Below are 23,678 nucleotides of genomic sequence, written 5' to 3' on the forward strand. Positions count from 1 at the left end.
CGGGGAATGAAAGGCGATGATATAGCTGATAGACTGCTACTTTTTGCCGTAGATGTATTGAACTTGGCTAAGAAAATACCTGGACACGGTGCTGGACACGGTGCCTGGACACGGTGCCACACGAACATATCCTGCTGTAATTATTGTTATTTTTTGCTTTATTATTTTTTATTAGGGCCAACTATACTGTTTTCAACAACTCGTCTCGCTATCTAGTAGGCATTTTTTTTTAAAATGGTGGGTTATCGATGTTGATTCGTATAAACTTTAACCATGAATAATATGCCAAGAAATTAAAATAGTATTTGTATTTCAATATATTGAGTTCGTGTGGCACCATGTCTTGTGTAGTGCCATGAATTCAATCGGTACAGAGTATAAGCGACATTTATATTATTCTAAAGATATGTAAATCATGGTAAAGCAGTTACAATGATATTACGCAAAGAGACCATAGACGAAATAATCAATCGTATTCTTAGCGCTGCTGAGATAGATCGAATTATCTTGTTTGGCAGTGCTGCCAACGGCAAAATGACTAAAGATAGTGATATTGACCTCCTTATTCTTGAAGCATCGCCTGGTAATACAAGGAGGGAAAGTGTTCGTCTTAGAAAAACACTGCGTGGCATGCACTATCCTTTTGACATAATTGTGATGTCAACCAAGCGTTTTGAGGAAACTAAATCCGTCATTGGTAGTATTGCCTATCCAGCTCATAAACAAGGAAAGGTTATTTATGAAGTCGCCTGATGAGGTGAAACTCGAACTTACTAAAAGGTGGATTGCAAAGGCAGATGAGGATTATGCAGTTAGCGAAATTTTATTGTCTGAAGAAATCTCTTTTCCCTCTCCAATTTGTTTTCATTGTCAACAAGCGTGCGAGAAATATTTAAAAGCCTATCTCGTATGGTATCAGATTGAATTTCCTAAAACACATGACCTTGATGAACTCCTTGATTTAATAGCCAAGCAAGATGCTAATTTTTCTAAGTTTCTTCAAGACATATCTATATTAAGTGTTTATGGTGTCGATGTTCGATACCCTGGGGATATTCCTATTTCAACCGACGATGATGCAAAACAGGCTCTCGAATTAACAAAGCAAATACGAGAATCTGTTAAGAATGAATTAGATAAATTAATGTTCATTACAACAACCGAATAATAATAGACACGATTATGAATAAGCTCACTTAAATATATTGAGTTCGTGTGGCACCATATCTCTAAAAGAAGTTGCTCAAGGATGCACCAACGTACGAAAATAACTAGTGGCTTCAACATCGCGAAGTTCACTAATCGGTATATCAATTTCAACTTCATCACTTTTTATAAATGCAGGCCGATCAACACATAAAAATGTTTGTACTTGCTTAGTCGGATTATCCCAGCGGTGCGCAAAACCGCGTGGCCAATGGCGCGCGGTGCCTGTTATTGCTGGCTTACCTTGAACTAATAGACCAGAGCCTAGCACAAGTTCAGATTCATCCATTTGTTTATGTATATGCGTTGGTACACTGCAACCAGCATTTACATGCTCGCGATAAATGCCGCAGCCACGAGTTGCAAAAATGACATCTACTTGGCCAAAAGGTTTTGTCTCAACAGTATAAGTATAATCTGCTGCTTGACGATGTATTTCAAGCGTTGGCATACCTGCGCCGGCTAGCGCTCGTGGTTTTGCTAGACGTACGGTGGCTGCCTGAATTTTTTGATGCGGAACATCGCGAGTAGATGGAGCTAAAATATAGCGAGTTATAGCTTCGGCAGCGCTTTCAAGTAGTAAAAATCGAGAGGCTTGCAATAAAAATCGCACTTCACCCCAAAGGCGAGCATAATCGACGGTATCATGCAGTTTAGCATCGTGAGCAGCAAGGCGGGTATCTAAAAAGAGATCTATTTCAACGCCTAACGATTGTGGTTGATCGCGCTCGCTAGGATAGACACCAACGATGCAGTCAACTGATAAACCACTTAGAGATAAACGGTCCAGATGATTTGCATTCATGGTAAATTAGCCAACAGCTGATAGCGAGTTGCCACCATCAATGCAAAGTGAATGTCCAGTAATAAAATTAGCATCACGAGCTAAATAAACAACTGCATTACCAATATCTTCTACTTGTCCCGTACGTGCTAACGGTATATGTGCAACAATTCGTTGCCGTTTATCGTTAGCAAAATTATCAGGGAAAGCTATAGTACCGGGGGCTATCGCATTAACCCTAATGTGTGGAGCCAATTCAAGTGCTAGAGTTTTGGTCAGCATTTGCAGGGCAGCTTTGCTGATCATATAATGAGTATAACCAGCGTAAGGCTTATTAACGGCGGCGTCAGTAATATTAATTACACATGGTGCTTTTGCAGCATTAAGTAGAGGTAACAGACTTTGAATTAGAAAAAGTGGCGCTTCTAAATTGATTGCCATCATTTGACTATATTCTGCTCGTGATAATTGCGTAAATGGTACTTTGGTATACGCACCGGCACTGTTAACTAACACATCAATCACTTGATGCTGCTTGATAACTTCAGCGGCCAATGCGTCAACTTGGCTAGCACAACTTAAATCAGCACTAACTAAGGTGACTTGTCGGTTAAGTTTTAAAATATCATCTGCAACTGCTTTGACTTCATTTTGTGATTTATGAGCATGTAATATTAAATCATAGCCAGCATCAGCAAGAGCCAAGGCAATTGCACGCCCTACGCGAATGCCGGCACCAGTAACCATAGCGATAGGCATAAATTAACCTCATGAATCTTTTGGTTGGCGTCGCCAACGTTGATGCATCCATACCCATTGCTCAGGGTGTTGTCTAATCGCGGTTTCGAGTTCGGCAGTAATGGCTGCAGTCAAGCGAATAATATTTTCATCATGGTTACCGCTTTTTGTAAACGGTAAACGGGCAAAGTGTAATACATGTTTATTATTAACGCGATGATCCCAAGTTATAATAACCGGTGTCGATAATTTTAAAGATAGTGACGCTGCGGTAGTCGGAGTATAGGCAGGTCGGCCAAAGAAAGGTACAAAATCACCAGGCACTTTAGTGTCTTGATCAATAAGCAAAGCCAACAAACCACCTTTGCGTAATGTGCCAAGCATTTTTTTACCGACATCAGCATCGCCACGCCAAATCATTTGCATACCATAGCGGCAACGGGCTTGCTGAACTAGCTTAGTCAAACGTGGGTCATAAGTTGGTTTGGCAATACTTGCAACATGATAACCTGCATGCGCCACTACCTGCGCTAATAGCTCCCAATTACCAATATGACCGGTAATAATAATGACCCCGCGTCCTTCACTAAGAGCCGTATCGAGTACTTCACGATGTTCAGGGCTTAATTGCACGGCATTGGTCCCGGAAATAAAGCGATCGATATGCACAGTCTCAGCAGCAGAAAGCGCAAGATGTAAAAACATGCGTCGCATAATACTTCGCCGCTCTTTGGCGCTTAACTTTGGCATGGCAAGTTCTAAGTGTTTTAACGCGCGGTGACGTTCAAGAGGAGCAACATAAGGTGCCAGACACCCTAAAGTTAAAGTAAAAAGCTTTAGCATTACAAAAGGCAGGTGGGTAAAAAGTGCCAAACTTAGACGTACAAATAGGAAAATAAAGCCATTTTTTAAACGTTGCCAATGACCCCAATGCGCTGGAAGCTGAATTATGCTTGAACCATTTTGTTTTTTCGCATTGCCGTCATTATTAGTAACTACATTGGGTTGTTGCTGATTTTGTGTCATTTGACTGCTATTCATAACCATAGCGTTTAGCACGATGATAGAGAAAAATGCGAGTAGAGAAAAAATGACTATTGAATATTGTCGTTTTGCCCCTTCTACTACTGGGCAAGCTCATTTGGGTACGATGTTGGCAGCATTATTGGCCTGGCTTGATGCAAAAAGTCGTGGGGCTAAGCTAATTTTACGTTTAGAAGATATTGATAAAGAACGTTGTAAGCTTGAATTTAGCCAACAAATGCGAGTTGACCTTAATTGGTTAGGTTTAACTTTCGATAGTATTTGTGAGCAGCATACTAAGGTACATCAACATCAAGCTGCATTAGAAAAATTGGCTAGCGCGGGATTTCTTTACCCTTGTATGTGTAGTCGGGCGCAAATACGCGGAAATGCTAAGCGTGCTACAGATGGTGGTTATGTGTATCCTGGCACAAATCTTAAGGTGCTTCTTTTGCCAGCACTTTAGAGCGCTCAATTACATAATTTTTAATGGTGTTGTTTGAAGAAACAGGCTGCACATAATTTGGTACCAGTGTGCCACCTTGATCAATTGAGCGATTATTAGTTGGGTTGACCCAAATCATATACCTAATTTCATCTCCAAAAGCCGCATCACGTATATAGATAAGACTTTCTTCAGGATCATAAACATCGGTTACAAAAATATAAGGTTCTATGCGATCTAGCCACTCTTCGGCCAAAGGCTTAATACGATACTGCCAATTAAGCCAATCACGCCTGATTACCCCCACTTCTGCAAGTAGTTTTTGTTTGTTTGTTTCACTTGAAAAGACAATATCCCATAGATTAGTTTTATTTCCGGGCCAATGATTTTCTGCCCAAGTGTTATTCGAATTGCTATTGTCAAAAATGGTACTAGCTACCACGTTGTTAAAAGTAGGATGTTCATTATCCCAATTTTCAGGGTAAGTATCACGAAACACAAAGTCAAAATCGTAAGTTAGCATCGACCAAACTTTGGTGTCAGGGTCTTGATACATATAGTAGTTATTAGCCCCACGTACAAAGTGGTCTACGGCGCCAAGCGCTAATTCTACTGCTTGTTGCTTAATAAAGGCATCAACGTTAAACACCACCTCAAGCTGTGCAAGAGTAGTACTTGTATTAATTATAAGTTTGATTAAATCAGTAAGCTCACTGCGTGCCCCTTTTTCACCAGATTGCAGGTCATCCTCAAGGCTATCTTTTTTAGTTTTAAGGTCGTAATGTGGACGGTAGGGTTTAAACATTGATACTTCAGTATATCCATAATTAGTAAAATTTACCCCACTATTGATAAAACCTGCATTAGCATTAGCTTGGCCTACCCATTCTTCACGACTATCGGGATCAGGTCGTTCAACACCAATGACGCAAAAGTTTGCATTGGTATATGAGCTGGGGTCACTGATTTGTGGATCATATTTTACGCAGTCAGCGCTATAGTTGCGATCTGGTGAATTATAATTAGTAAGATCACCACCGCTGCCTTTAAATAAAAAGCCATTTTTATTTTCACCAAAACGTTTTTGTAAATAACGTTTGTCAATGGGCTCGAGCATAGAAAATACGCCCATTTCGTAGGTGATGGGCAGTTGGCGCCCATAAAGTTCAGTATTATTTGCTGTAGGGGTAATAACAACTTGCAGCGAGGCAAAGGCGCCGCGAGAGGTTAAAACATTGCGATTGTTGAGAATAGCGTAAGAGAGAATCTCTCTAATATAAGATTGGTCAGCATTATTATATTTTAACTGCAAACTATCAAGCCCGCGATATTTACGTTTGCTGATTTGATTACCATCATTATCAAATTCAAATAATGGTACATCATCGGCAATACGGTTATAACATAACCAACCATCTACTTTGGCTGGTTGTAATTGGTCATCAACACAGGCGAATATACTTTCATCTTCATTAAAGGTTTCATCAAATTTAATATTGTAGTGAAAGCGACGAGGTATACCAGAAGTAATATCAACACCGTAAGTTTGATAATTCACCGGCCAAACTCGACTATAAGCGCCACGCATACGAAAACCGACTTTTTCAACCTTATCAACAACAGAACCATTGGTGTCTAATAATTCAAAAGTTGCCGGGCGATATAACTCAGAAGCATGTTGTACGTTCCAGCCATCAGGATTATCGCCCCAGGCATTATTAGTATATTTTGACCGTTCAGTAGTGAGGGTGAAGGCCATCCAATCATCAGCAGTTATAGTAAGGCGAATCTGATGTACAGCGTCTATATCAAAGAGCGGGGTTGCTGGGTCATCGTCACAAGTAACCTTAATATCGTTTACTCCACCAGCAGGAGCTGCCCCAACACCACGGCCAACCACACAATAAACACTAGCGGGTTGCTCGGTAACCTTTATCGAATATATAGCGCTAGTAGCTACGGCGCTAAGAAAAGAAAAATCACCATCAGCACTTATCGTAGCGCTAGCATTGTCATTAAGGGTTAGCTTTACTGATTGGCCAACAGGTAGACCAGATACTGTACCTGCTATTGTTTCAAGCTGGGTTGTTGGGCAAGGGGTAGGATTATCAACAACAACAGTCGTCTCTGTTTTGGGATCACAGGATTGTGGTGTTTGTGTATCAGTTTGCGCGGTGCAATCATTTGTTGTTGCTTCTTCACATCCTTTGGTTGCACCAGATGGAAAATCGTCACAAGCAGCAAGAGTAAAAATGAATATACTATAAAAACTAAAACGCGTGATAGTATGCATCTATATTCTCCTGCAAAGGATAAATTTTAAGAAATATGCTAAAACTGCGTACATTGTAACATAAGTTATACTGTAGTAGTCAACTTGATAACCTATCATCGATAATACGATTATTTTTGCATAAATATTCAATTATTAATGTTTTTTATTATTTTTACACATTTACAAACTATTACAGCGCTAGTGTTATCAAAAAGGTGACAGTTTTTAACTTTGGCTTTAGCTTGCATATGCCTAATTACTACCTAAGATACCCATAAAAGATTATAAATTTATCGCTAAGTTAGGAGATTATAGTGCGACCAGATAAGTTTACGCAAAAAGCTCGTGAGGCACTAATTGAAGCGCAAAGCATAGCTGTTAATAACGGCCAGCAAGTCGTTGAATTAGTGCATCTTCTCATAGCATTAGTGAAACAAGAAGGTGGTGTAGTACCGGCGTTGCTTGAAAAAATTGGTGTTGCCACCAAAGCACTGCTTGAACAGCTAAATACTGAAATTAAACGTATCGCTCGCGTAGAAGGGGGTGAGCCGTATTTAGGTAACTCGCTTAATCGTGTGCTTGAGCAAGCGCGTAAAGAAGCAGACAAACTCAAAGATGACTATATATCAGCAGAGCATTTATTACTGGCGGCAACTGAGAGCAAAACCTCCGGCGGCGATGTGCTACGACGATTGGGAGTAAAGCGAGATACGGTATTAAATGCGCTGCAAGAAGTACGTGGTTCGCATCGGGTAACTGATGATCATCCCGAAAACCGCTATCAATCATTGTCACGCTATGGTCGTGATTTAACTGAGCTAGCGCGCAAAGGAAAGCTTGATCCAGTTATTGGCCGCGACGAAGAAATTCGTCGCGTGCTGCAGATTTTATCGCGGCGTAGCAAAAATAATCCCGTACTTATTGGTGAACCAGGGGTTGGTAAAACCGCCATTGTCGAAGGTCTTGCACGACGAATTATTGACGGTGATGTGCCAATGGGCATGAAAAATAAGCGTATTATTGCCCTTGATCTTGGGGCTTTAGTCGCAGGCGCTAAATATCGTGGTGAATTTGAAGACCGCCTTAAAGCAGTGCTCAAAGATGTAACCGAGAGCGAAGATGTGGTCTTGTTTATTGATGAGCTGCATACCCTGGTGGGCGCTGGTGCTGCCGAAGGTGCGATGGATGCATCAAATATGCTTAAACCAGCATTGGCGCGTGGTGAATTACACTGTATTGGCGCTACTACTCTTGATGAATATCGCAAACGCATTGAGAAAGATGCCGCGCTTGAGCGTCGTTTTGCGCCGGTATTAGTGCAACCGCCGTCTGTTGAAGATACGGTGTCAATATTACGTGGGCTTAAAGAACGTTACGAATTGCATCATGGTGTACGTATTCAAGATAGTGCCATTATTGCAGCGGCGCGTTTATCTAATCGTTATATTACCGATAGGTTTTTGCCGGATAAAGCAATTGACCTTATTGATGAAGCCGGTAGTAATTTGCGCTTGCAAATTGATTCAATGCCGACGGCAATTGACGATCTTAATCGTCGTATCATTCAATTAGAAATTGAACGACAAGCATTGCTTAAAGAAACTGATGCCGCCTCAAAAGCGCGACTTGAAAAACTAGAGGCTGAACTTGCAGAACTAAAAGAAGAAGATGGCGCGCTGCGGGCGCAATGGCAACGCGAAGTTGATTCATTAAAACTTGCACGTGAAATAAAAGAACAGCTTGATGCTATGCGCACTGAGCAGGCTGATGCTGAACGACACGGCAATCTTAACCGTGCGGCTGAATTAAAATATGGCCTTATTCCTGAAACTGAAAAACGACTGGTCATGGCTGAAGCGGCGGCAGCGGGTACTAGCGGTAATCGTATGTTAAATGAAGAAGTGACTGCTGAGGATATTGCTAAAATAGTTTCGCGTTGGACGGGTATTCCAGTTTCACGTATGCTTGAAGCTGAGGTAGCTAAGCTTTTACGTATTGAAAATCAATTAGGCGAGCGCGTCGTAGGGCAAAATGAAGCTCTTAAAGTGGTTGGCGATGCTGTGCGTCGCAGTCGTGCGGGCTTAGCCGATCCCCATCGCCCGATTGGCAGTTTTTTATTTATGGGACCAACTGGGGTTGGTAAAACCGAAACTGCACGTGCATTAGCTGAATTTCTCTTTGATGATGAACAGGCCATGATCCGCATTGATATGAGCGAATACATGGAAAAACATTCAGTATCCCGGCTAATTGGTGCGCCTCCTGGATATGTCGGTTACGATGAGGGTGGCCAGTTAACCGAAGCAGTGCGCCGTCGGCCATATGCTGTTGTTTTATTTGATGAGATCGAAAAAGCGCATAGCGATGTGTTTAATGCGTTATTACAAATTTTAGAAGATGGTCGTTTAACCGATGGTCAAGGACGTACGGTTGATTTTCGCAATAGTGTTTTGATTATGACTTCAAATGTTGGTTCAGCAGCGATACAGCAATTTGCCGGCAATGATTCTGAACGCATGCGTACTTTAGCTACTGAAGCTCTGCGGCAACAATTTAAGCCCGAGTTTCTTAATCGTATAGATGAGGTCGTAATTTTTAACGCGCTCAGCGAAGAACACATCAAAAGCATTCTCGAAATTCAACTTAGACACCTGCGCCAGCTATTAGCAGAGCGCAATTTAACGCTTGAGCTAAGTGAAACTGCAAAAGAGTTGCTGGCTCGGGCTGGTTACGACCCGGTGTATGGTGCTCGTCCACTAAAGCGAACTATTCAAAGATTATTACAGAATCCCTTGGCAACAGCTTTACTTAGTGGCCAGTTTGTTATTGGTGATACTATTAATGTTGATGTTGTTGATGGTGAAATTGTATTTAACGTGAAGCGTTAATGCCACTGGTACTGTAAAGCTACAGCTATTTATATCTGCAAAAACTTAAGAAAAATAACCAAGTAGTACTTGCAATAATAACTTATCGTGCATTGCCCCTGGTTGTTCGCTACAGTTACAAAAATGGCAAAAGAACAACAAGGCAGCTTTGCGCGAGTTTGGGGTAGGGCCCAAAGCGGCGAACTTGGCGAAGCAAATATAAATATTTCACAAGTGATGCAGATAATTAACGAACGTTTGGTGCGTATCGTTTATCAGCCAATTGTTGATCTTAAAACACGAAAAATTTATGGTTACGAAGCCTTAGCACGTAGTTTGACACCAAAATTTAAAGGGCCTGAAGATTTATTTGCAACTGCAGTGCAAGAAAGGTGCGTTGGTGAACTTGGTCGTATGTTACGAGCATTAGCGCTTGATGGTTGTACTGAATATCCTTTATTTCTTAATGTAAATCCTAATGAATTTAATCAGGGCTTTTTAGTGCAACCTGATGATCCAGTTTTTTGGCACGAGCTCCCTATTTATATGGAAATTACGGAGAGCGTACCCCTTAGTCATTTTGCTTTGTGTTCGCATGTAATTGGAGAGCTGCGTTCAAAAGGGGTGCGTATTGCAATCGATGACCTTGGTGCAGGATTTTCTAATCTAAAATATATATCTGATCTTGAACCTGATATTGTTAAAGTTGATCGTGAACTTGTTGCCGGCGTCGATAAAAATCGTCGTAAGTTTCGCCTGCTGCATTCAATAGTAAGTCTATGTAATCATATGGGCGCCGCCGTAGTCGCTGAAGGCATCGAAACTACCGAAGAATTAGTGGCGGTTTGCGCCACCGGGGCGCAGTATGGTCAAGGGTTCTTGTTGGCATATCCGGATACCCCACTACCTAAAGCTGAATGGCCGATGTAATATTAAAAAAATATTAAGGTTGTTGTGGCGGGTTTAATAATTTATCTATTCGTTCGGTAATTATATTTAAGCGCAACGCTAATGTATTTATTATACTCGATGAGGTATTTTGAGTGTCTTCATTAATACCATATCTGGCCATCATGTTTTTAGTTCTGGTATAATCTCTTTTTAGCATAGCTAATTGATAATTTATATATCTTGATTGAGGGCTTGCTTCTATAGAGGAGCAGAGCTTTTCTAAGTGTATAAGTTTTCCAATAATAAATTTCGTTGCATCTCTGTCGATGACATTACAACCTTGACTGATAGCACTTAATTTCGATTTGATCTGTTTATTAGAAACGTTTTGTAACTTTCCTTGTGCCGTTTGAGCAGTGGCTTTTATTATGTTAGTAAATGCTATATCAGTTGAAGTGATTAATACAGCGGTATCATGTTTAATAGCTTTAAGCCTATTATGTACGGTGTTTATGTATTGTGCTTTTTGTCTTGCTTTATCCAGATTATCTCTAGCAGCATTAAGCAAAGTTATTAGCTTAAATGCTGGATCAGCATTTGTTACCTTGTGGCCATAATTTTTTTCAAATTCATCTCGGACCAATTTAGCATAATTTAAACATGTTTGAGCTTGTCCAATGCGCCTAGGAAAATCATGCTGTCCTATATTACTGTCTATAGTTTCTCGATTTGCGTAATTTTTTATTGTCTCAAGTTGGTTTGCAGCAGCAGTACAATTATTAATTAGTGTATTAGTATAGTTAGTAAGTTTATTTAAAGTAATAGTAAGTGAAATTGGTAAGCTAATAGTATTATTGGTAGTAGAATTTTGTTTTTTATTAGTGCTTATAGAGATTTGTTGACCACTTTGGGAGATATAATGATCTATTCTTGCAGTATGTTCTTTGCTTCTCTTTATTACTCGATTTATTGAATCAATAAGTTGTCTTTGTTTATCAGGATAATCTTCGCTAGTAAATTCAACTATTGATGTATAATTGTCAATGTCTATTTGTAGGGTAGTTATTGCAGTTTCAACCTCTGTACCGTTTTGTGCAATATCTTCAAGAGTTGCTGGGGGGTCACCTGTTTGTGAAGTATAACTTTCAATCAAGCCGCGGCCATTTGCGATTAGTTCATTTAAAGCAAGTGCTTGTCGTTGCATACTTAAGATAGCAACAGCATTTCTGATTTCTGTATAAGCGTGAATAAAGTCTAGGATAATTTGACGAGCCAGTGAATTACCAACATTTGCGGCTTCTACTAAATATGGTCTGATTTTGTAAAATTCATAATATATTCGTTCTAATTCTTTAGTGTATTCCTCACATTCGTTATTGCCGATGAGATAATTTGTGCCATCGTTAATATGCGTATTGGCTTCAGATGTTGTAGTACTTAACGATTCTAAAAATCGCTGTAATTCAGTAAGATACCTTGAGGCAGTTAAAGTATTTTCATCTGGAATCTCTTCTGGGGTAGTTGGTTCATAATAGCCTTCATGGATCACATCATCATCAGGAAGAGATATAAATGGTGTTACTGGCGAAACTATTGGTGGTGGTAACGCCTTCGGCTGCGGCCTTGGTGCAATTTGCATAAGTGTTGTTGATTGTGGTAATGCTGGTACGTTAGTTGTCGTTGGGCTTCTTGCAATAGCATTTGTATTACTATTACTATTAGTATTACTATTAGTATTAGTATTAGTAGTTCCTAATACGTCGGTTTGAGAACCATTAGCTTCAGTCTCCGACGCCATTGTTGCAATAGTTACAGCAAATACATCGGCATAAGCGCGTAATACATTTAAAACGCGACCGACTGTCACTTCATTACTATCTGCTCTCCAAGCTTGTAACACCGCCGCCAATTCGGCCCAAGCCTGTGCTTCTCTTGCTGTTTGCAGTTCTTGTTTTGATCCTTTGGGCCATAGTGGGTCACGAGGCTGTGAATAAAAATCCAACCCCAAACTTCGTTGCAAACCATGCGCAATACGCATTGCCAATAAAAACTGCACGGTTTATTCAATGGCTAATTCAATATTGTCAATATTGCCTTGATCATTCAATAATTGCAGCGTACTAACGGCACCTAAACAGATGGCCTCTTCAGTAAAATACAATCCCGCCTCAATACTATTAACCGCAAAGTCTTTAACTAATTGTGCGGCGCCAGCTCTTACAGTTGGTGTTGCTGTACTTGCCATTGCCCGTAATTGTTGATTAGTTGCGAACTGCCCAGCACGTACGGTTTGCATGGTTTTAATGCCTTGCTGCACTGCTCATGCTTGTCGAGCTGCTTGGATAGCTTGCAACTGCTCTGGCATGTAGGGCCCCGGCAAATTGCACTGCCCCCATCATCACCACGCTCCAAAAATATCCCTCGGGGCTATTATCAATTAACTCTTGTTCATCAAGAGCCCAATGCAAGCCATTCATACCAGCATGAAGTGCGACACCATCAATCGTTATGGTAGCAGCACATAAGCCAAATGTTTCTAAGCATAACTCTCCTTTACGAGCTATTTTAAATAGCCGAGCTATTGGGGTTGTTGCACGACCTAGTATAGCATTGCTGCCTATACCACGAGTTACCGTCGCTACCCCCACCATTTCCCAAAACACTGGTGAATCTATAGCCTTAAGCACCTCTTTGCCATTTCGTTTAATAAACGATGGCTCGGCCGCTTTTATATCAGCTAAAATAGGGGCCATTGTTGCACTATTGACTATCTTTTGTAATTTGGCGTGCTCTTGGTCTTGCTCGATGCGCTGTAAACGCTTTACCTCTTCTTTGTATAAGTGGGCGTCATAGTGTTCTTTTTTATTCGTGGTTACTAAGGGTTTACCTGTTAGTTGCGATTTATATACCACTATTATTTCACTCCAGTGTTTCTTTACTAACTTGTTAAGCTTATGAGATTCTAAATCTTCACTTGCTAATATTAGTTTGCGTGAGTTTAGTTCGCGTAGTTGTAATACAGTATTTATCGCTAATGTCAACGAGCCCTTAGTATCCTTAGTATAATGAAAACTTTCTTTTGCCGTAATTTGATGACGCAAAAATGACTGTATCGTTGCATAATAGGCTAATAAGGCATCACCAACGCGTCGAGCCTTAGCGGTCTGTTGCAAATATAATATGCGGTTAGTTATAATTTTATCTATGGCTAGGCGTTTCTAACTGCTTACCGAATATTTGGCCATCGTGTCTAAGATGGGGTCTGCCTTTACCTCGATGTTTTTAGGAGTAATCGATTTACCATTTAATAACAACAAAAGTGCTTTATCCATGGCATTAATAGAATAGTTCAAATGTTCGATTACTTTGCGTTCTTTAGCTTCATCAAAATGCTCAGGATTGGCTGCTATTGACAAATATGCCGCCTCGGGGTCCCCTGAAAATTCATCAGGTTTTTCTAAACCTATCGGAAATCGCTCACCAGGTATGGGGCCGTTTTTATATCTATTATAAGTCATTAAGCTCAATAGGTCGCTTGCTAGGGTTTTACCCTCTCTTAGATAACCCAACCCTTTGCGCACCATGCTGGTTTTACCAGAATTTTTCAGCAACCATAGCTTTAATTCATTTGTTTTAGCGCTTTGACTGCTGCGGCATATGATGCCTTGGCCAACCGCCAACAATGGTAGTTGGTTCTCTTTTTGAGTCGCAGTGTCTAGGCATGATGACATTACTTTTAATATTTGAGTTTGCGCACACTCATTACGCGATAATACATCTTTATCTGTTGCTGTTTGGGTAAACGCTGGGTCTAAGGCGCTCTTAGAGTCGGTAATTAATTTGCCAATGTTATGAGGCTTAGTTTCACAAATCGGACATTCAATTATTTCGTCTTTACCATTTATACCGTTTTTAATATTTACGGTGGCGGTGGTTTTAGATGTGGTATTTTTATCATGCTTATCTACTTCAGAGCTTGATAAACCTGTGTGTGTTTTACCATTAGGTATTGGAGGTATTGAAAAGATATTTTTTAGATCAAGCGATGGATGACAGATATGTACACATATCTAACTAAGGCCTAGATTTAAATTCAATAAAAGTGGGGATAAATATAAAATAATGATTAGTGATAACACTAATCAACAAAAGCTTTGAGTGCTTTAGAGCGAGCCGGATGGCGCAATTTGCTTAATGCTTTGGCTTCGATTTGGCGAATACGCTCGCGGGTAACCGCAAATTTGCCCGCAATTTGTTCAAGCGTTAGTTCGCTATCTTCGTTAATACCAAAGCGCAGACTTAACACCGCTTGCTCACGTGGAGTCAGGCTCGACATTTGTGAGCGAGCTTCAACAGCCAGCTCGGTAGACATTGCGCCTTGCGATGGTAATTCAGCCTTTTCGTTGGTAATGAAATCAACCAAAGTCGCTTCTTTATCATCACCAACTGGAGTTTCTAAAAACACGGTTTTTGTAGCTGAACCAATTACTTCTTCAACGCGTTCAATCGGGATACTGAGTTTATCTGCGATCTCTTGTACGTTTGGTTCACGTCCCAAAGAATGAGTAAGATAACGCATAGTGCGAGAGATTTTGTTGAGCGCTTCAGTGCGATGAACTGGCAAACGTATAGTGCGCCCTTGGTCAGCTAAAGCACGCACCATGGCTTGACGGATCCACCAATTGGCATAAGTTGAAAAACGATAGCCGCGACGAAATTCAAATTTTTCGGCAGCGCGCATTAAACCAATGTTGCCCTCTTGAATGAGGTCAAGCAGTTGCAAGCCACGATTAGTATATTTTCGAGCAATAAAAACAACCTGTTTCAGGTGTGATTCAATTAACTCACTGCGGGCTTTATTAACTTTAGCTTGCGCCTTGCGAATAGCATAACAAGTTGCATGTAAAGCATCGTTTGACATGCCAGCAGATTCGGCAATTCGCTCACGAGTTATTTGTGTTGCAGTAAGCAAGTCATCTAATTGACGCACTGCAGCAACACTAATGTCTAATTTTTTACTTAAACTTTGAGCTACACCGCGTTCGCGCTTAGCTTTTTTTAAGCGTTTGGATAGATCATCTTCAGAGATCTTTAGGGTTTTAAGCACGCGTTGTATTTCAGCTTCAGAAGCATCGAGCCGAGATTCTAAGGACATCAAACGATTAAAGCCACGTTCGATATCATCTTTCGATACTTCATTGTCAGAGCTGATTTTACCTAAAACGCCTGAAGCAATAACAGCATTAACCACGTCCTGTTCAGCAACTTCTACGCGTTTTGCAGTTATTACCTCTGTTTCACGAGTTAGTTGAGGTGCAGCAGCTACACGGCGTAAATAGATACGCAGGGCATCGATTGCCTCAGCCGGAAGACTAATCCCCTTTAAAATAGTAGTGGGATCTTCTTCTTTTTCGTTTTCAGTTGCTGCTGTCGTGTCATCTTCTATTGGGGATAGTTCTTTTTTAGTAGCTGTAGCTGTTGCAGACGATCGTGAAGCTGAGCTAGATAAAACGATCGTTTGCATATTTTTTTTACGTCTGTTGGTACTTGTCGATGAACTTTTACTACCCCCTAAGTCCATAACACTATTCGCCAAATCGTCTTTATTTTTCATAATGCTGGCCCGTCCTCGATACCGGGATATCCTCTGACGCTACAATGGCGCGCCGATTAATGTTGCTGCTTATCGATATTCGCGCCGGTTTTGTTGGTCGCCGCGAGGTTTCGTTATTTTTATAAACCTCGAAAACGCACTTCGTATTCCAAGAACCTTACTTAGCAATACGAGCAGCGCAATAGGAGATGCTCATTCTTACGCCTATTGTCAACCCAGAACTGTGCTCTATTTCGATATTGTTGATTGCGAAATTTTGTTAATGGCAATAATGTCAGGATATTGCATCGCGTAGTTGCCAACAACCTAGCCCTTAAGCTAGCCTCTGTGGCTCTTGATCTTAAGGCAAAATGTGACTTTGTGGTAGGAGTCGTGCAAGTGCGATCCAAAAAATTTACGATTTTATCAAAATACGCGTTTTTATCATTTATTACGCTCATTTTTAGTTTTGTCATGAGCAGTTGCGGCGTTGAAACTGTGGTGCATGGCGTTAATGAGCGTGAAGCTAATCGAATTATTGAAACGCTAGCGTTACGTGATATTAACGCTGATAAGCTAACTAATACCTCTGGTCGTCAAGTAGTATACGATATTACCGTAGCAGCTTCTCGACGCATTGATGCAATTAAAGTGTTAAACGAGAACGAGCTACCGCGGCGTGTTTCAAAAGGTTATATTGATGTTTTTGCTACAACCGGGCTTATTCCAACTTCATCTGAAGAAAAAGCCAAAAAGTTAGCAGCGCTTGAAGGTGAAATTGAGCGTCAATTGAAATTAATTGAAGGGGTGCTCGATGTAGAAGTACAGGTTGTCTCTCCCGATGAAAGCGCTTTACGTACTACCAAAGAACAAGAACCAGCTACCACTGCTAGTGTCACTATTAAATATTTAGCTCGCCCTGATGGTTCTCAGCCTATAAGTGAAGGTGAGGTGCAAAAAATTGTAGCTGCTGGCGTTGAAAAATTAATGCCAGAGCAAGTCGTTGTAGTAATGCGACCAGTTGCAACAAGCGTACCTAAAAAGAATCAACGTGCGTCTACAAGTATTACTAGTAGAATTAACCCCAAAGTAATGACCGGTATTGTGATCGGGGCTGGTGCTTTAATAGCTCTGCTGATTATCATTGTTATTTTTTCACAATGGCAAGTTCGTTCAACGCGAAATCGTTTGAATAGATTGCAAAGTGAAATTGCTAAAGCACGCAAACGCTCAGTAGAAGCATTACAAGCTATGGGTGAATCACCACCGCCAGGTTAAAAAAGTTTGGTTATTGATTTTATGGGTATAGTTTTTGGGTGCAGCCATAGGAGTGATATTTAAGGATGCATCCCTTTTTTGAACCACTCAGTGAACGTGAAACGATGTTGTTACTGACTACTTTGACTGTAGGCAGTAGCGAAGACGTTGAAATATTTTCAGGACTGCCCACTGAAAGTCGGCAACGGTTACGCGAAAAAGCACAGGCGCTTAGCACCATTGTTGCAGAAAAGCGGGTTGCTTTTATTGTCCATGAAATTAAGCAGGCATTAGCTTTTCGTGGGCTGCGTGGTGTTGATAAAATTGATGCTTCATGGTTATTACAAGCTTTAAAAGGTGAAAGTCCGCGTATGGTAGCCACGGTATTAGTGGGTTTACCTAATCCAATCGTACGTTCATTACTTGCGTGCTTGCCGCCGGGCATTAGGCAACGTTTGCCGCCACGTGAAGAGATGAAGCTAGTACATGCTGATATCGTACGATCGGTACGATTGATGTATGAAGCGCGATTTACTTTAATGCCTCAACCAACAGCAAAAGGTTTTGCTTTTCGTGATGTAATTCAACTTGAGCGCGGCGAGATTTTTAAGCTCATGCGTGATTTAGGGCTTATTGAGTTGGGACAAGCATTTGTCTCAATGGGTAAGAACGCGCTGGCAGAATTATGTCGACGCTTGCCCCGCAATCACGCTGAAGAACTAATTTTAGCGGTACGCAGTGCCTCACAGATAGATCTACCTGATGAAAATGTGGCGCAACATTTTTTATCGCGTGTGGTTGTTAATTTTAATGACACTGAAGAGTTATTTCAAAAAGCTGGATTATGGCGACTAGCACGTGCTGCCAGTATTGAGGGTATAATCTTTTGCCAAGCATTTCGTCAGCGTCTGCCACGAGAGGTGGGTTTATTATTTGATAGTTTTCTTGAACAGGTAAATGAAATGGGGGACCTTAATGAAGAGGTGATTAAGCGTATTCAAGATTTAATATTGTTACGCGTACAGTATTTAGCTGAGCGTCACTTAGTATCTCGACGTTGGCTTGAAACAGAAATGCTTTATAATAATCCAGAAACTATTGCAGCAGTAAGAGCAGAAAATGAAGATAAAAACCAAGCGGCGGTTGAAGTATAGTAACTGAAAAACTCTTACATAGATTACCAGTCACCCAGCTGTCCGCTGCTGTTATCTCCCCAGCACTGTATTACGCCACTCGCAAGGATGGCACAGGTATGCTGATTGCCACCAGTAATATCAATTATCTCCTCAGATGTAGCTTGTACTGCGACCGGATAACTTCGATTTATTGTTGTATTGTCACCGAGTTGACCATAGCCATTAGCCCCCCAGCATTTCAAAGTGTTGTCAATCCAAGCAAAAGTATTAAACGAGCCAGCGTTAACGCGCAAGACATCTGAGCTAATTATAGTTAGCGGGGTGCTACTAGTAGTGGTAGAGCTATTGCCAAGCTGGCCGCTATCATTATTGCCCCAGCACTTGAGTCCATTCGAGTTAAGTAAAGCACAAGTATGTACAATTCCTGCGGTAATCGCAGCGACACCTGAAGATAAGCCGCTGACCGTAACTGGAGTGGCGGCGATATCATCAGGGGTAAGAGTACGACCGTCACCCAATTGGCCGTATTCGGCAAGTCCCCAGCATTTAACACCATGCATGTTGGTAAGCGCACAAGTATGGTTGCCTAGATGCGCGGTAATTGCCATCACGTAACTGAGATTGGTAACTGCGACTGGGGTATTGCTATCATTAGTGGCGCCATTGCCCAATTCACCCAATCCTCCTTGACCCCAGCATTTTACAGTACCATCTTGCAATAAGGCACAATTGTGGAAATAGCCAGCGGCGATCGCACTTACTGTTGATAGATTACTTACTAATATCGGAGTTCGCTGACTGTCATTGGCAATAGTGCCTGTTTGACCTGCCTCGTTATCACCCCAACACATTACGGTAGTATCAGCGAGCAAGGCGCATGTGTGATAACCACCGCTGGCAACGGCTATGGCTCTGTCTAGCAGGCCATCGACATTCACAGGAGTAGATGAGTAGTTGCTTGAGGTATTGCTATTGCCGAGTTGCCCATGGTTATTATTACCCCAACAGCTAATTGTGCCATTATTATAAAGAGCGCAAGTATGACTTACTCCTGCTGAAATTTGTACAGGTGCAAGCGGGCAGTTACCGAATTGGTTACAATCAATATCATCGCGTAGGGTACCCATCTCGCAGGCTGATAGTAATGTGATAATAACGCCTAGTAATGGCGCATGCTCACGAACAACATCATGGTTATGATGCCGCATGCTTACTCCGTGATGTTAGGCTTTGGTGCTGGGGTTAACGCATTTTTAGGGGAATTAATGGTGGCATTGGTCAAGTACAACCCCCAGCGAATTGCGCCATTGCTATCACTGCTTACCATTAGATCTTGCGCTTTTTGTTGGCTCTCGGGGCAAAGTTCGATGACAGCAGGTATTTGGCCACGTTGGTCAGCAGTACGTTTGTCGGTGGTAGCCAGAGTGAGTTTGAGTGGCTTATTGTCGTCAGCAGCAGCCACAGCAAGCAAACAATGGCCAGATGCCACTTTTATATCAACTGTAGAAATCGAGGTGCTGCTAGCCGCGGTGACTTTTGACCTGCCTCGCTGCAATGGTTTTATTAAGCGAGGGCCGGCAACATCGTATGCGGCAATATCCACATTTTCATAACCGGCCATTACTTCACCAGCACCACTGCGAGCGAACTCGGCCTTGGCCGCGTCAAAATTGGCAGCGGTTAGATAATTGTTGATTTGGGTTTGCGCTTTGAGTGCTAGCTCGCGCGCGATCATTGGGATTAGTGCATCTGGTGAGTTAATCGGCTCTTTATTCATTGGATGGCCTTCGACATTATGGGTCGGGTCATTGGCGACCTCGTTATCCTGCCAAGTATAGCTAAGAGGAATGGCGGTGGTTGCGGGCTCGCCATCAACAGGTGTCATAGTAATTTTCACGGAACCTTCTGCCGTTCTGCTCGCTATATACTTAGTGTACTTCCAGTCTTCTTCGATCGGTACCTGTATGGTGCTGGGGGTACTGTCATAGGTAGCACGTGTTTCAAGACGTTGTTGACGTGCCATATTGAGCTCGTCTTCACTGGGATCGGTTAGCGCAGCACAGCCGACACTGCCACCTACATCGATGGCGGCGTCAAGGAGAAGTCCCGCGATACCGCTTTTATGATTGAGTGATTTAGTTTTTTTGGCAGCTTCGACGCATTCATCATAAGTACGCTGTGCGCTTTCTTTGGCACTATCGTAACGCTCTTTAGCATCGCGATACTCGCGCTCGGCTCTCTCCATAGCTTGGCGTGTTTCTTCTTTGGCGGGATTGGTGCGCTCTTCGTAGCGGGCGATAAAACGACTGGTAGCGGTCTCTTCGCGTCGTTTTACTTCGCCGATGTTGAGGTTTTCAACGGAGATGAATAGACGGTGGGTAGCGCCCTTGATGTTTCCGGGCAGCATTCGTACCGAACCATCGCTTTTTTCAGTTACGGTTTTTATCGCTTTGAAAATAGTTTCGTAGAGTGCCGCAACCTGAGCACTGCTAGGTTTGTCAGTAAGTATTGCTACTATTGAGCGGGCATAGCGGGTACCGATTACCGGTCGTTGATCACGAAAATGCACCGCGCCAATAGTTCGCCGCACTAAAGTCAAATTAACGCCGCGCTTATCAATCAATCCTTCCCATACTCCTAAAGATGAACGACATTCGAGATGTTGTGCACCGTGGTCGTCATTGCTGCTGCAATAACCTTTGGGCACACGTAAAAAGCGAGTGATGTCTTCTGGCGATTGCTTTTGATGCTCATCTCTTGGAGCAAAACAAGTATCGAGCACATCAGCGCGAACTTTGAGTTTGCCATCAAGAAATCGTATCCAGGGGATCATGGCGTCATCTGCACGAAAAGCACCATTTGCATCACCAAGCTCGACCGCATCAATTTGCAGAGCCCCAATATTTTGGGACTCGACAAGAATGCTCGCTGCACCTTTTCCTACAGCGACAAGGTGAGTGCATTCGCGGCGCCAAGGCGTAAATTTATAGAATTTGCCAACTAGTGCTAAACGGCTTTTGAATTCCTGGTCAAATTGGACCAGGCAGTTAAAAGGACCAGAGCCACGCAATACTAGCCAGCGAATGGATTTATTCGGAAGCGTAACTTGTAATCCTAAGCTGGGAGGGTCGCTAGTGCTAATGGCTATAGTGCGTATTTGCACTTCAGAGATATGTTTACCCAGCTCTTGTTCAGTTAATGGCAATAGCAATGTTTCAGTAACCGGAAATTTATCCGCAGGGGTGATACTTACATCACAGCTAGCACCATTGGGATAGATTAAAAGAGATTGACCGCTGCTTATTCGTCCTAGGCTATGCGATTGCTTGGCGAAAATCGCATTATAATCATCAAGCGTTAGCGTTGAAGAACAAGAGTTAATAGTCAATGCCAATGGCGACAAAATAAGCAGTAGGATGATTCTTGCCTGCGGTGACATCATAGGTAGAGCTTTGCGAAGAAAGCATGAGTGATGGTTACCACACATGACTGATGCCTCCACCGATGCGCATTTGCGAAGCCATGAGTTCGCCAAAGGGAGTTGCAAAGGTGAAATCTCCCGAAGTCGAAATTCTGCGCTCGATAAAGAAATTTAATGATATAGGAACAAAGGTTATAGCCAAGTCAGTCGTTGCATAAGCGGCGTTAATACTATTGGCACGGCGTTGAAAATAAGTCGCGGTCAGTGTCAATAGTGCGCGCTCTTCTGGGGTTTCGAAAGAACGTAAACGTAGACTAATGCCATAATCAATGTTAGTACCACGGTCATCGTTTTGTGATACTTCATTCCAGGCAGTATCTTTCCAGTAATTATAATAGTAACGGCCCCCGACAAATCCACCTATGGCGAAGATCGGACGTGTTTGATACCACGGTAATGGATGTAAATCGCAACCTACTCTACCTGCAAGGCTGCCCATAATCACTTTTAAGTCTTCGCGGAGAATTTTTGCAGTACCAAGGGTAAAACGAGAATCAATCCATGGCGCGATAAACCAATAGGGAGCGCGCCATTCATAGAAATGACGTAGTTCAAGTTCATACATTTGGGCGGGAGTTGCAAAAAGATCACCAGAATTATAAACCGGGTTTAAGGTAGTACGCGCACCTAAAAAGCTAAAATGCCCTTCATCAAAAGTGGCGTTCACTAGTTCGGGCATGCTCAAGACCAAAGACCCTCCAGTAGGAGGTGTATCCGCAACTACTGGTTGTTTGAGCGGATGGGTAAATCCGACACCATCGGTCCACTGGTATTCTCCAACATTGCTAATTACAGTTGGCAAAACCTCTGGCAATGGCAGCAATGGCTCTGAAGAGAAGTCAGGAGTATGGCTACTGGCTTCAATTTTTTCAGCCGTATCGTTGGTTGTGCTAGCCAAGGTATTTTTCGCAGCTTGGGTATTTTCAAAAATTGTACTTATGAGATTTTGCGCGCTTGCTGCAAAGGTTGCGGGATTTTTCTCGATGGTTAGTTGCAGGCGTTTGGTAATGCGTTTTTGTGATATGTCGATTAACTTGCATGAAAGTAGATAATTTTTGCGTTCGGAGAGCACAGTTATATGAAGAAACTGGGTTAGCGAAAGCTTACCTATAACACGAAGCCAACAGGCAGCAGTATTGCATTCGCGTAACGTATAGCGTTGTTTTTTGTTGAGCGATTCGTCGATATCGTTGGGACTGAGTGCACTTGCATCTACCGATTCACTTAAAGCGGCAACTATGGCTTCTTCGAGTAAACGTTGATTTCGTTTAGGAATTTCTTCAGCACTCAAAGGTAGTAAAGCCACAGATGCAGCCTTGCTGGTGGATGCTAAAGTTGGTAAAAGTAGAACAAAGCTCAGGCATATAATAGAAAATAGTTTACCAAGGCGCGGTAATTGGTAGAACTGGTAGGCCTGCAGAAACACCCAAAGGGTTGCTCTCATTAAAGTGTAAGTTTACCAGGTCTACAAGTGATATTCAAATGAGTGTTTTGCAGAGTGTTTTATAGAGGTGCAAACGTCAGAAGACCACGGGTATACGGTTATCAGATCTCTTTTTTGCATTAATTCGCCGCCGTAGATAACTGCACCGGCCTGAATACCACCACTTGTCGGTTAAAAAAATACCGTTAATATCTTTTGTAAGACCAGTGTTAAAGGCTTTTGCCGATCGTAAATATATTTGATATAAAATTTGCAGATTAGATATTTAATGCCTAATCTGCATAAAATTAATAGTAGTAATAGGGAGTGGTCTTGGTTGTTGATTATTAAGTCAAACTTTGTAAACCAAGTTGCCACTGTGCAAACATTTTATTGCCAAGCATTTTAAATTCGGGTTCACATTTTAGTCAATAGGAGAGGGTACAAATATATTGTATTGTATAAAATACAATATATATATATAATTGTAGTATGAATAATACAAATCAATTGTTAGACAAATTAAAACAATCTTTAAGTGAATGGCATGAATTTAAAA

20 protein-coding genes are annotated in these 23,678 nt (G+C 41.9%); 8 read left to right on the plus strand and 12 right to left on the minus strand.

Annotated elements, in window-relative coordinates:
* The 3 genes from JW841_06610 to JW841_06620 form a co-directional block, all read left to right on the plus strand.
* On the plus strand, window positions 1-216 hold a 216-nt coding region (locus tag JW841_06610; protein ID MBN1960599.1), incomplete at its 5' end, for a hypothetical protein.
* A gap of 216 nt (window positions 217-432) precedes the next feature.
* On the plus strand, window positions 433-753 hold the full coding sequence (locus JW841_06615) for a nucleotidyltransferase domain-containing protein (protein MBN1960600.1): 321 nt from the start codon (window positions 433-435) through the stop codon (window positions 751-753).
* Window positions 740-1,168: a HEPN domain-containing protein gene (locus tag JW841_06620; GenBank protein MBN1960601.1), complete on the plus strand. Its 429-nt coding sequence runs from the start codon at window positions 740-742 to the stop codon at window positions 1,166-1,168. The genes JW841_06615 and JW841_06620 overlap by 14 nt, the downstream gene beginning before the upstream one ends.
* A gap of 75 nt (window positions 1,169-1,243) precedes the next feature.
* Here the strand turns inward: JW841_06620 and JW841_06625 are convergent, their stop codons facing one another.
* The 3 genes from JW841_06625 to JW841_06635 are packed head-to-tail and all read right to left on the minus strand — an operon-like array spanning window position 1,244 to window position 3,769.
* A complete protein-coding gene (locus tag JW841_06625; protein MBN1960602.1) occupies window positions 1,244-2,011 on the minus strand; it encodes a dihydroneopterin aldolase in 768 nt (255 codons plus the stop codon).
* A gap of 6 nt (window positions 2,012-2,017) precedes the next feature.
* A complete protein-coding gene (locus JW841_06630) occupies window positions 2,018-2,749 on the minus strand; it encodes an SDR family oxidoreductase (protein MBN1960603.1) in 732 nt (243 codons plus the stop codon).
* A gap of 9 nt (window positions 2,750-2,758) precedes the next feature.
* Window positions 2,759-3,769: a lipid A biosynthesis acyltransferase gene (locus JW841_06635; protein ID MBN1960604.1), complete on the minus strand. Its 1,011-nt coding sequence runs from the start codon at window positions 3,767-3,769 to the stop codon at window positions 2,759-2,761.
* 49 nt (window positions 3,770-3,818) lie between these two features.
* Here JW841_06635 and JW841_06640 point away from each other — a divergent pair, with 49 nt between their 5' ends.
* Complete coding sequence (locus tag JW841_06640) at window positions 3,819-4,217, plus strand: hypothetical protein (GenBank protein MBN1960605.1); 399 nt, start codon at window positions 3,819-3,821, stop codon at window positions 4,215-4,217.
* On the opposite strand, the gene JW841_06645 is transcribed toward JW841_06640, so the two are convergent.
* Complete coding sequence (locus JW841_06645; GenBank protein MBN1960606.1) at window positions 4,189-6,489, minus strand: CotH kinase family protein; 2,301 nt, start codon at window positions 6,487-6,489, stop codon at window positions 4,189-4,191. The two genes, JW841_06640 and JW841_06645, sit on opposite strands and share 29 nt — an antisense overlap.
* A 293-nt stretch (window positions 6,490-6,782) precedes the next feature.
* On the opposite strand from JW841_06645, the gene clpB reads away from it, so the two are divergent.
* Together clpB and JW841_06655 are read left to right on the plus strand one after the other, a co-directional pair.
* Window positions 6,783-9,359 (plus strand): ATP-dependent chaperone ClpB, encoded by a 2,577-nt coding sequence (gene clpB / locus JW841_06650; protein MBN1960607.1) that lies wholly within the window; start codon window positions 6,783-6,785, stop codon window positions 9,357-9,359.
* A gap of 123 nt (window positions 9,360-9,482) precedes the next feature.
* Window positions 9,483-10,268 (plus strand): EAL domain-containing protein, encoded by a 786-nt coding sequence (locus JW841_06655; protein ID MBN1960608.1) that lies wholly within the window; start codon window positions 9,483-9,485, stop codon window positions 10,266-10,268.
* A gap of 13 nt (window positions 10,269-10,281) precedes the next feature.
* On the opposite strand, the gene JW841_06660 is transcribed toward JW841_06655, so the two are convergent.
* The 5 genes from JW841_06660 to JW841_06680 form a co-directional block, all read right to left on the minus strand.
* Window positions 10,282-12,267 carry a hypothetical protein gene (locus JW841_06660; GenBank protein MBN1960609.1) on the minus strand — a complete coding sequence of 662 codons (1,986 nt, stop codon included), beginning with the start codon at window positions 12,265-12,267 and terminating at the stop codon, window positions 10,282-10,284.
* Between the two features lie 21 nt (window positions 12,268-12,288).
* A complete protein-coding gene (locus JW841_06665) occupies window positions 12,289-12,546 on the minus strand; it encodes a hypothetical protein (GenBank protein MBN1960610.1) in 258 nt (85 codons plus the stop codon).
* Window positions 12,530-13,402 carry a hypothetical protein gene (locus JW841_06670; protein MBN1960611.1) on the minus strand — a complete coding sequence of 291 codons (873 nt, stop codon included), beginning with the start codon at window positions 13,400-13,402 and terminating at the stop codon, window positions 12,530-12,532. The genes JW841_06665 and JW841_06670 overlap by 17 nt, the downstream gene beginning before the upstream one ends.
* A gap of 45 nt (window positions 13,403-13,447) precedes the next feature.
* Window positions 13,448-13,960, minus strand: a complete 513-nt coding sequence (locus JW841_06675) for a hypothetical protein (GenBank protein MBN1960612.1) — start codon at window positions 13,958-13,960, stop codon at window positions 13,448-13,450.
* Between the two features lie 407 nt (window positions 13,961-14,367).
* A complete protein-coding gene (locus tag JW841_06680; GenBank protein ID MBN1960613.1) occupies window positions 14,368-15,843 on the minus strand; it encodes a sigma-70 family RNA polymerase sigma factor in 1,476 nt (491 codons plus the stop codon).
* 378 nt (window positions 15,844-16,221) lie between these two features.
* Here JW841_06680 and JW841_06685 point away from each other — a divergent pair, with 378 nt between their 5' ends.
* The gene (locus JW841_06685) at window positions 16,222-17,100 is read left to right on the plus strand and encodes a hypothetical protein (protein ID MBN1960614.1); all 879 of its coding nucleotides are present in this window, start codon (window positions 16,222-16,224) and stop codon (window positions 17,098-17,100) included.
* Window positions 17,101-17,165: 65 nt separating this feature from the next.
* Window positions 17,166-18,233, plus strand: a complete 1,068-nt coding sequence (locus JW841_06690) for a hypothetical protein (GenBank protein MBN1960615.1) — start codon at window positions 17,166-17,168, stop codon at window positions 18,231-18,233.
* A gap of 23 nt (window positions 18,234-18,256) precedes the next feature.
* On the opposite strand, the gene JW841_06695 is transcribed toward JW841_06690, so the two are convergent.
* Genes JW841_06695 through JW841_06705 form a run of 3 tightly spaced genes read right to left on the minus strand, consistent with a single transcriptional unit; the run spans window position 18,257 to window position 23,140 of the window.
* A complete protein-coding gene (locus tag JW841_06695; protein ID MBN1960616.1) occupies window positions 18,257-19,423 on the minus strand; it encodes a hypothetical protein in 1,167 nt (388 codons plus the stop codon).
* Window positions 19,424-19,425: 2 nt separating this feature from the next.
* A complete protein-coding gene (locus JW841_06700; GenBank protein ID MBN1960617.1) occupies window positions 19,426-21,702 on the minus strand; it encodes a hypothetical protein in 2,277 nt (758 codons plus the stop codon).
* Window positions 21,692-23,140, minus strand: coding sequence for a hypothetical protein (locus tag JW841_06705; GenBank protein ID MBN1960618.1), 1,449 nt, complete (start codon window positions 23,138-23,140; stop codon window positions 21,692-21,694). Before JW841_06705 ends, JW841_06700 begins: the two co-directional genes overlap by 11 nt.
* Between the last annotated feature and the right edge of the window lie 538 nt (window positions 23,141-23,678).

The sequence above is a fragment of the Deltaproteobacteria bacterium genome, assembly GCA_016931625.1.
Taxonomy (GTDB): domain Bacteria; phylum Myxococcota; class XYA12-FULL-58-9; order XYA12-FULL-58-9; family JAFGEK01; genus JAFGEK01.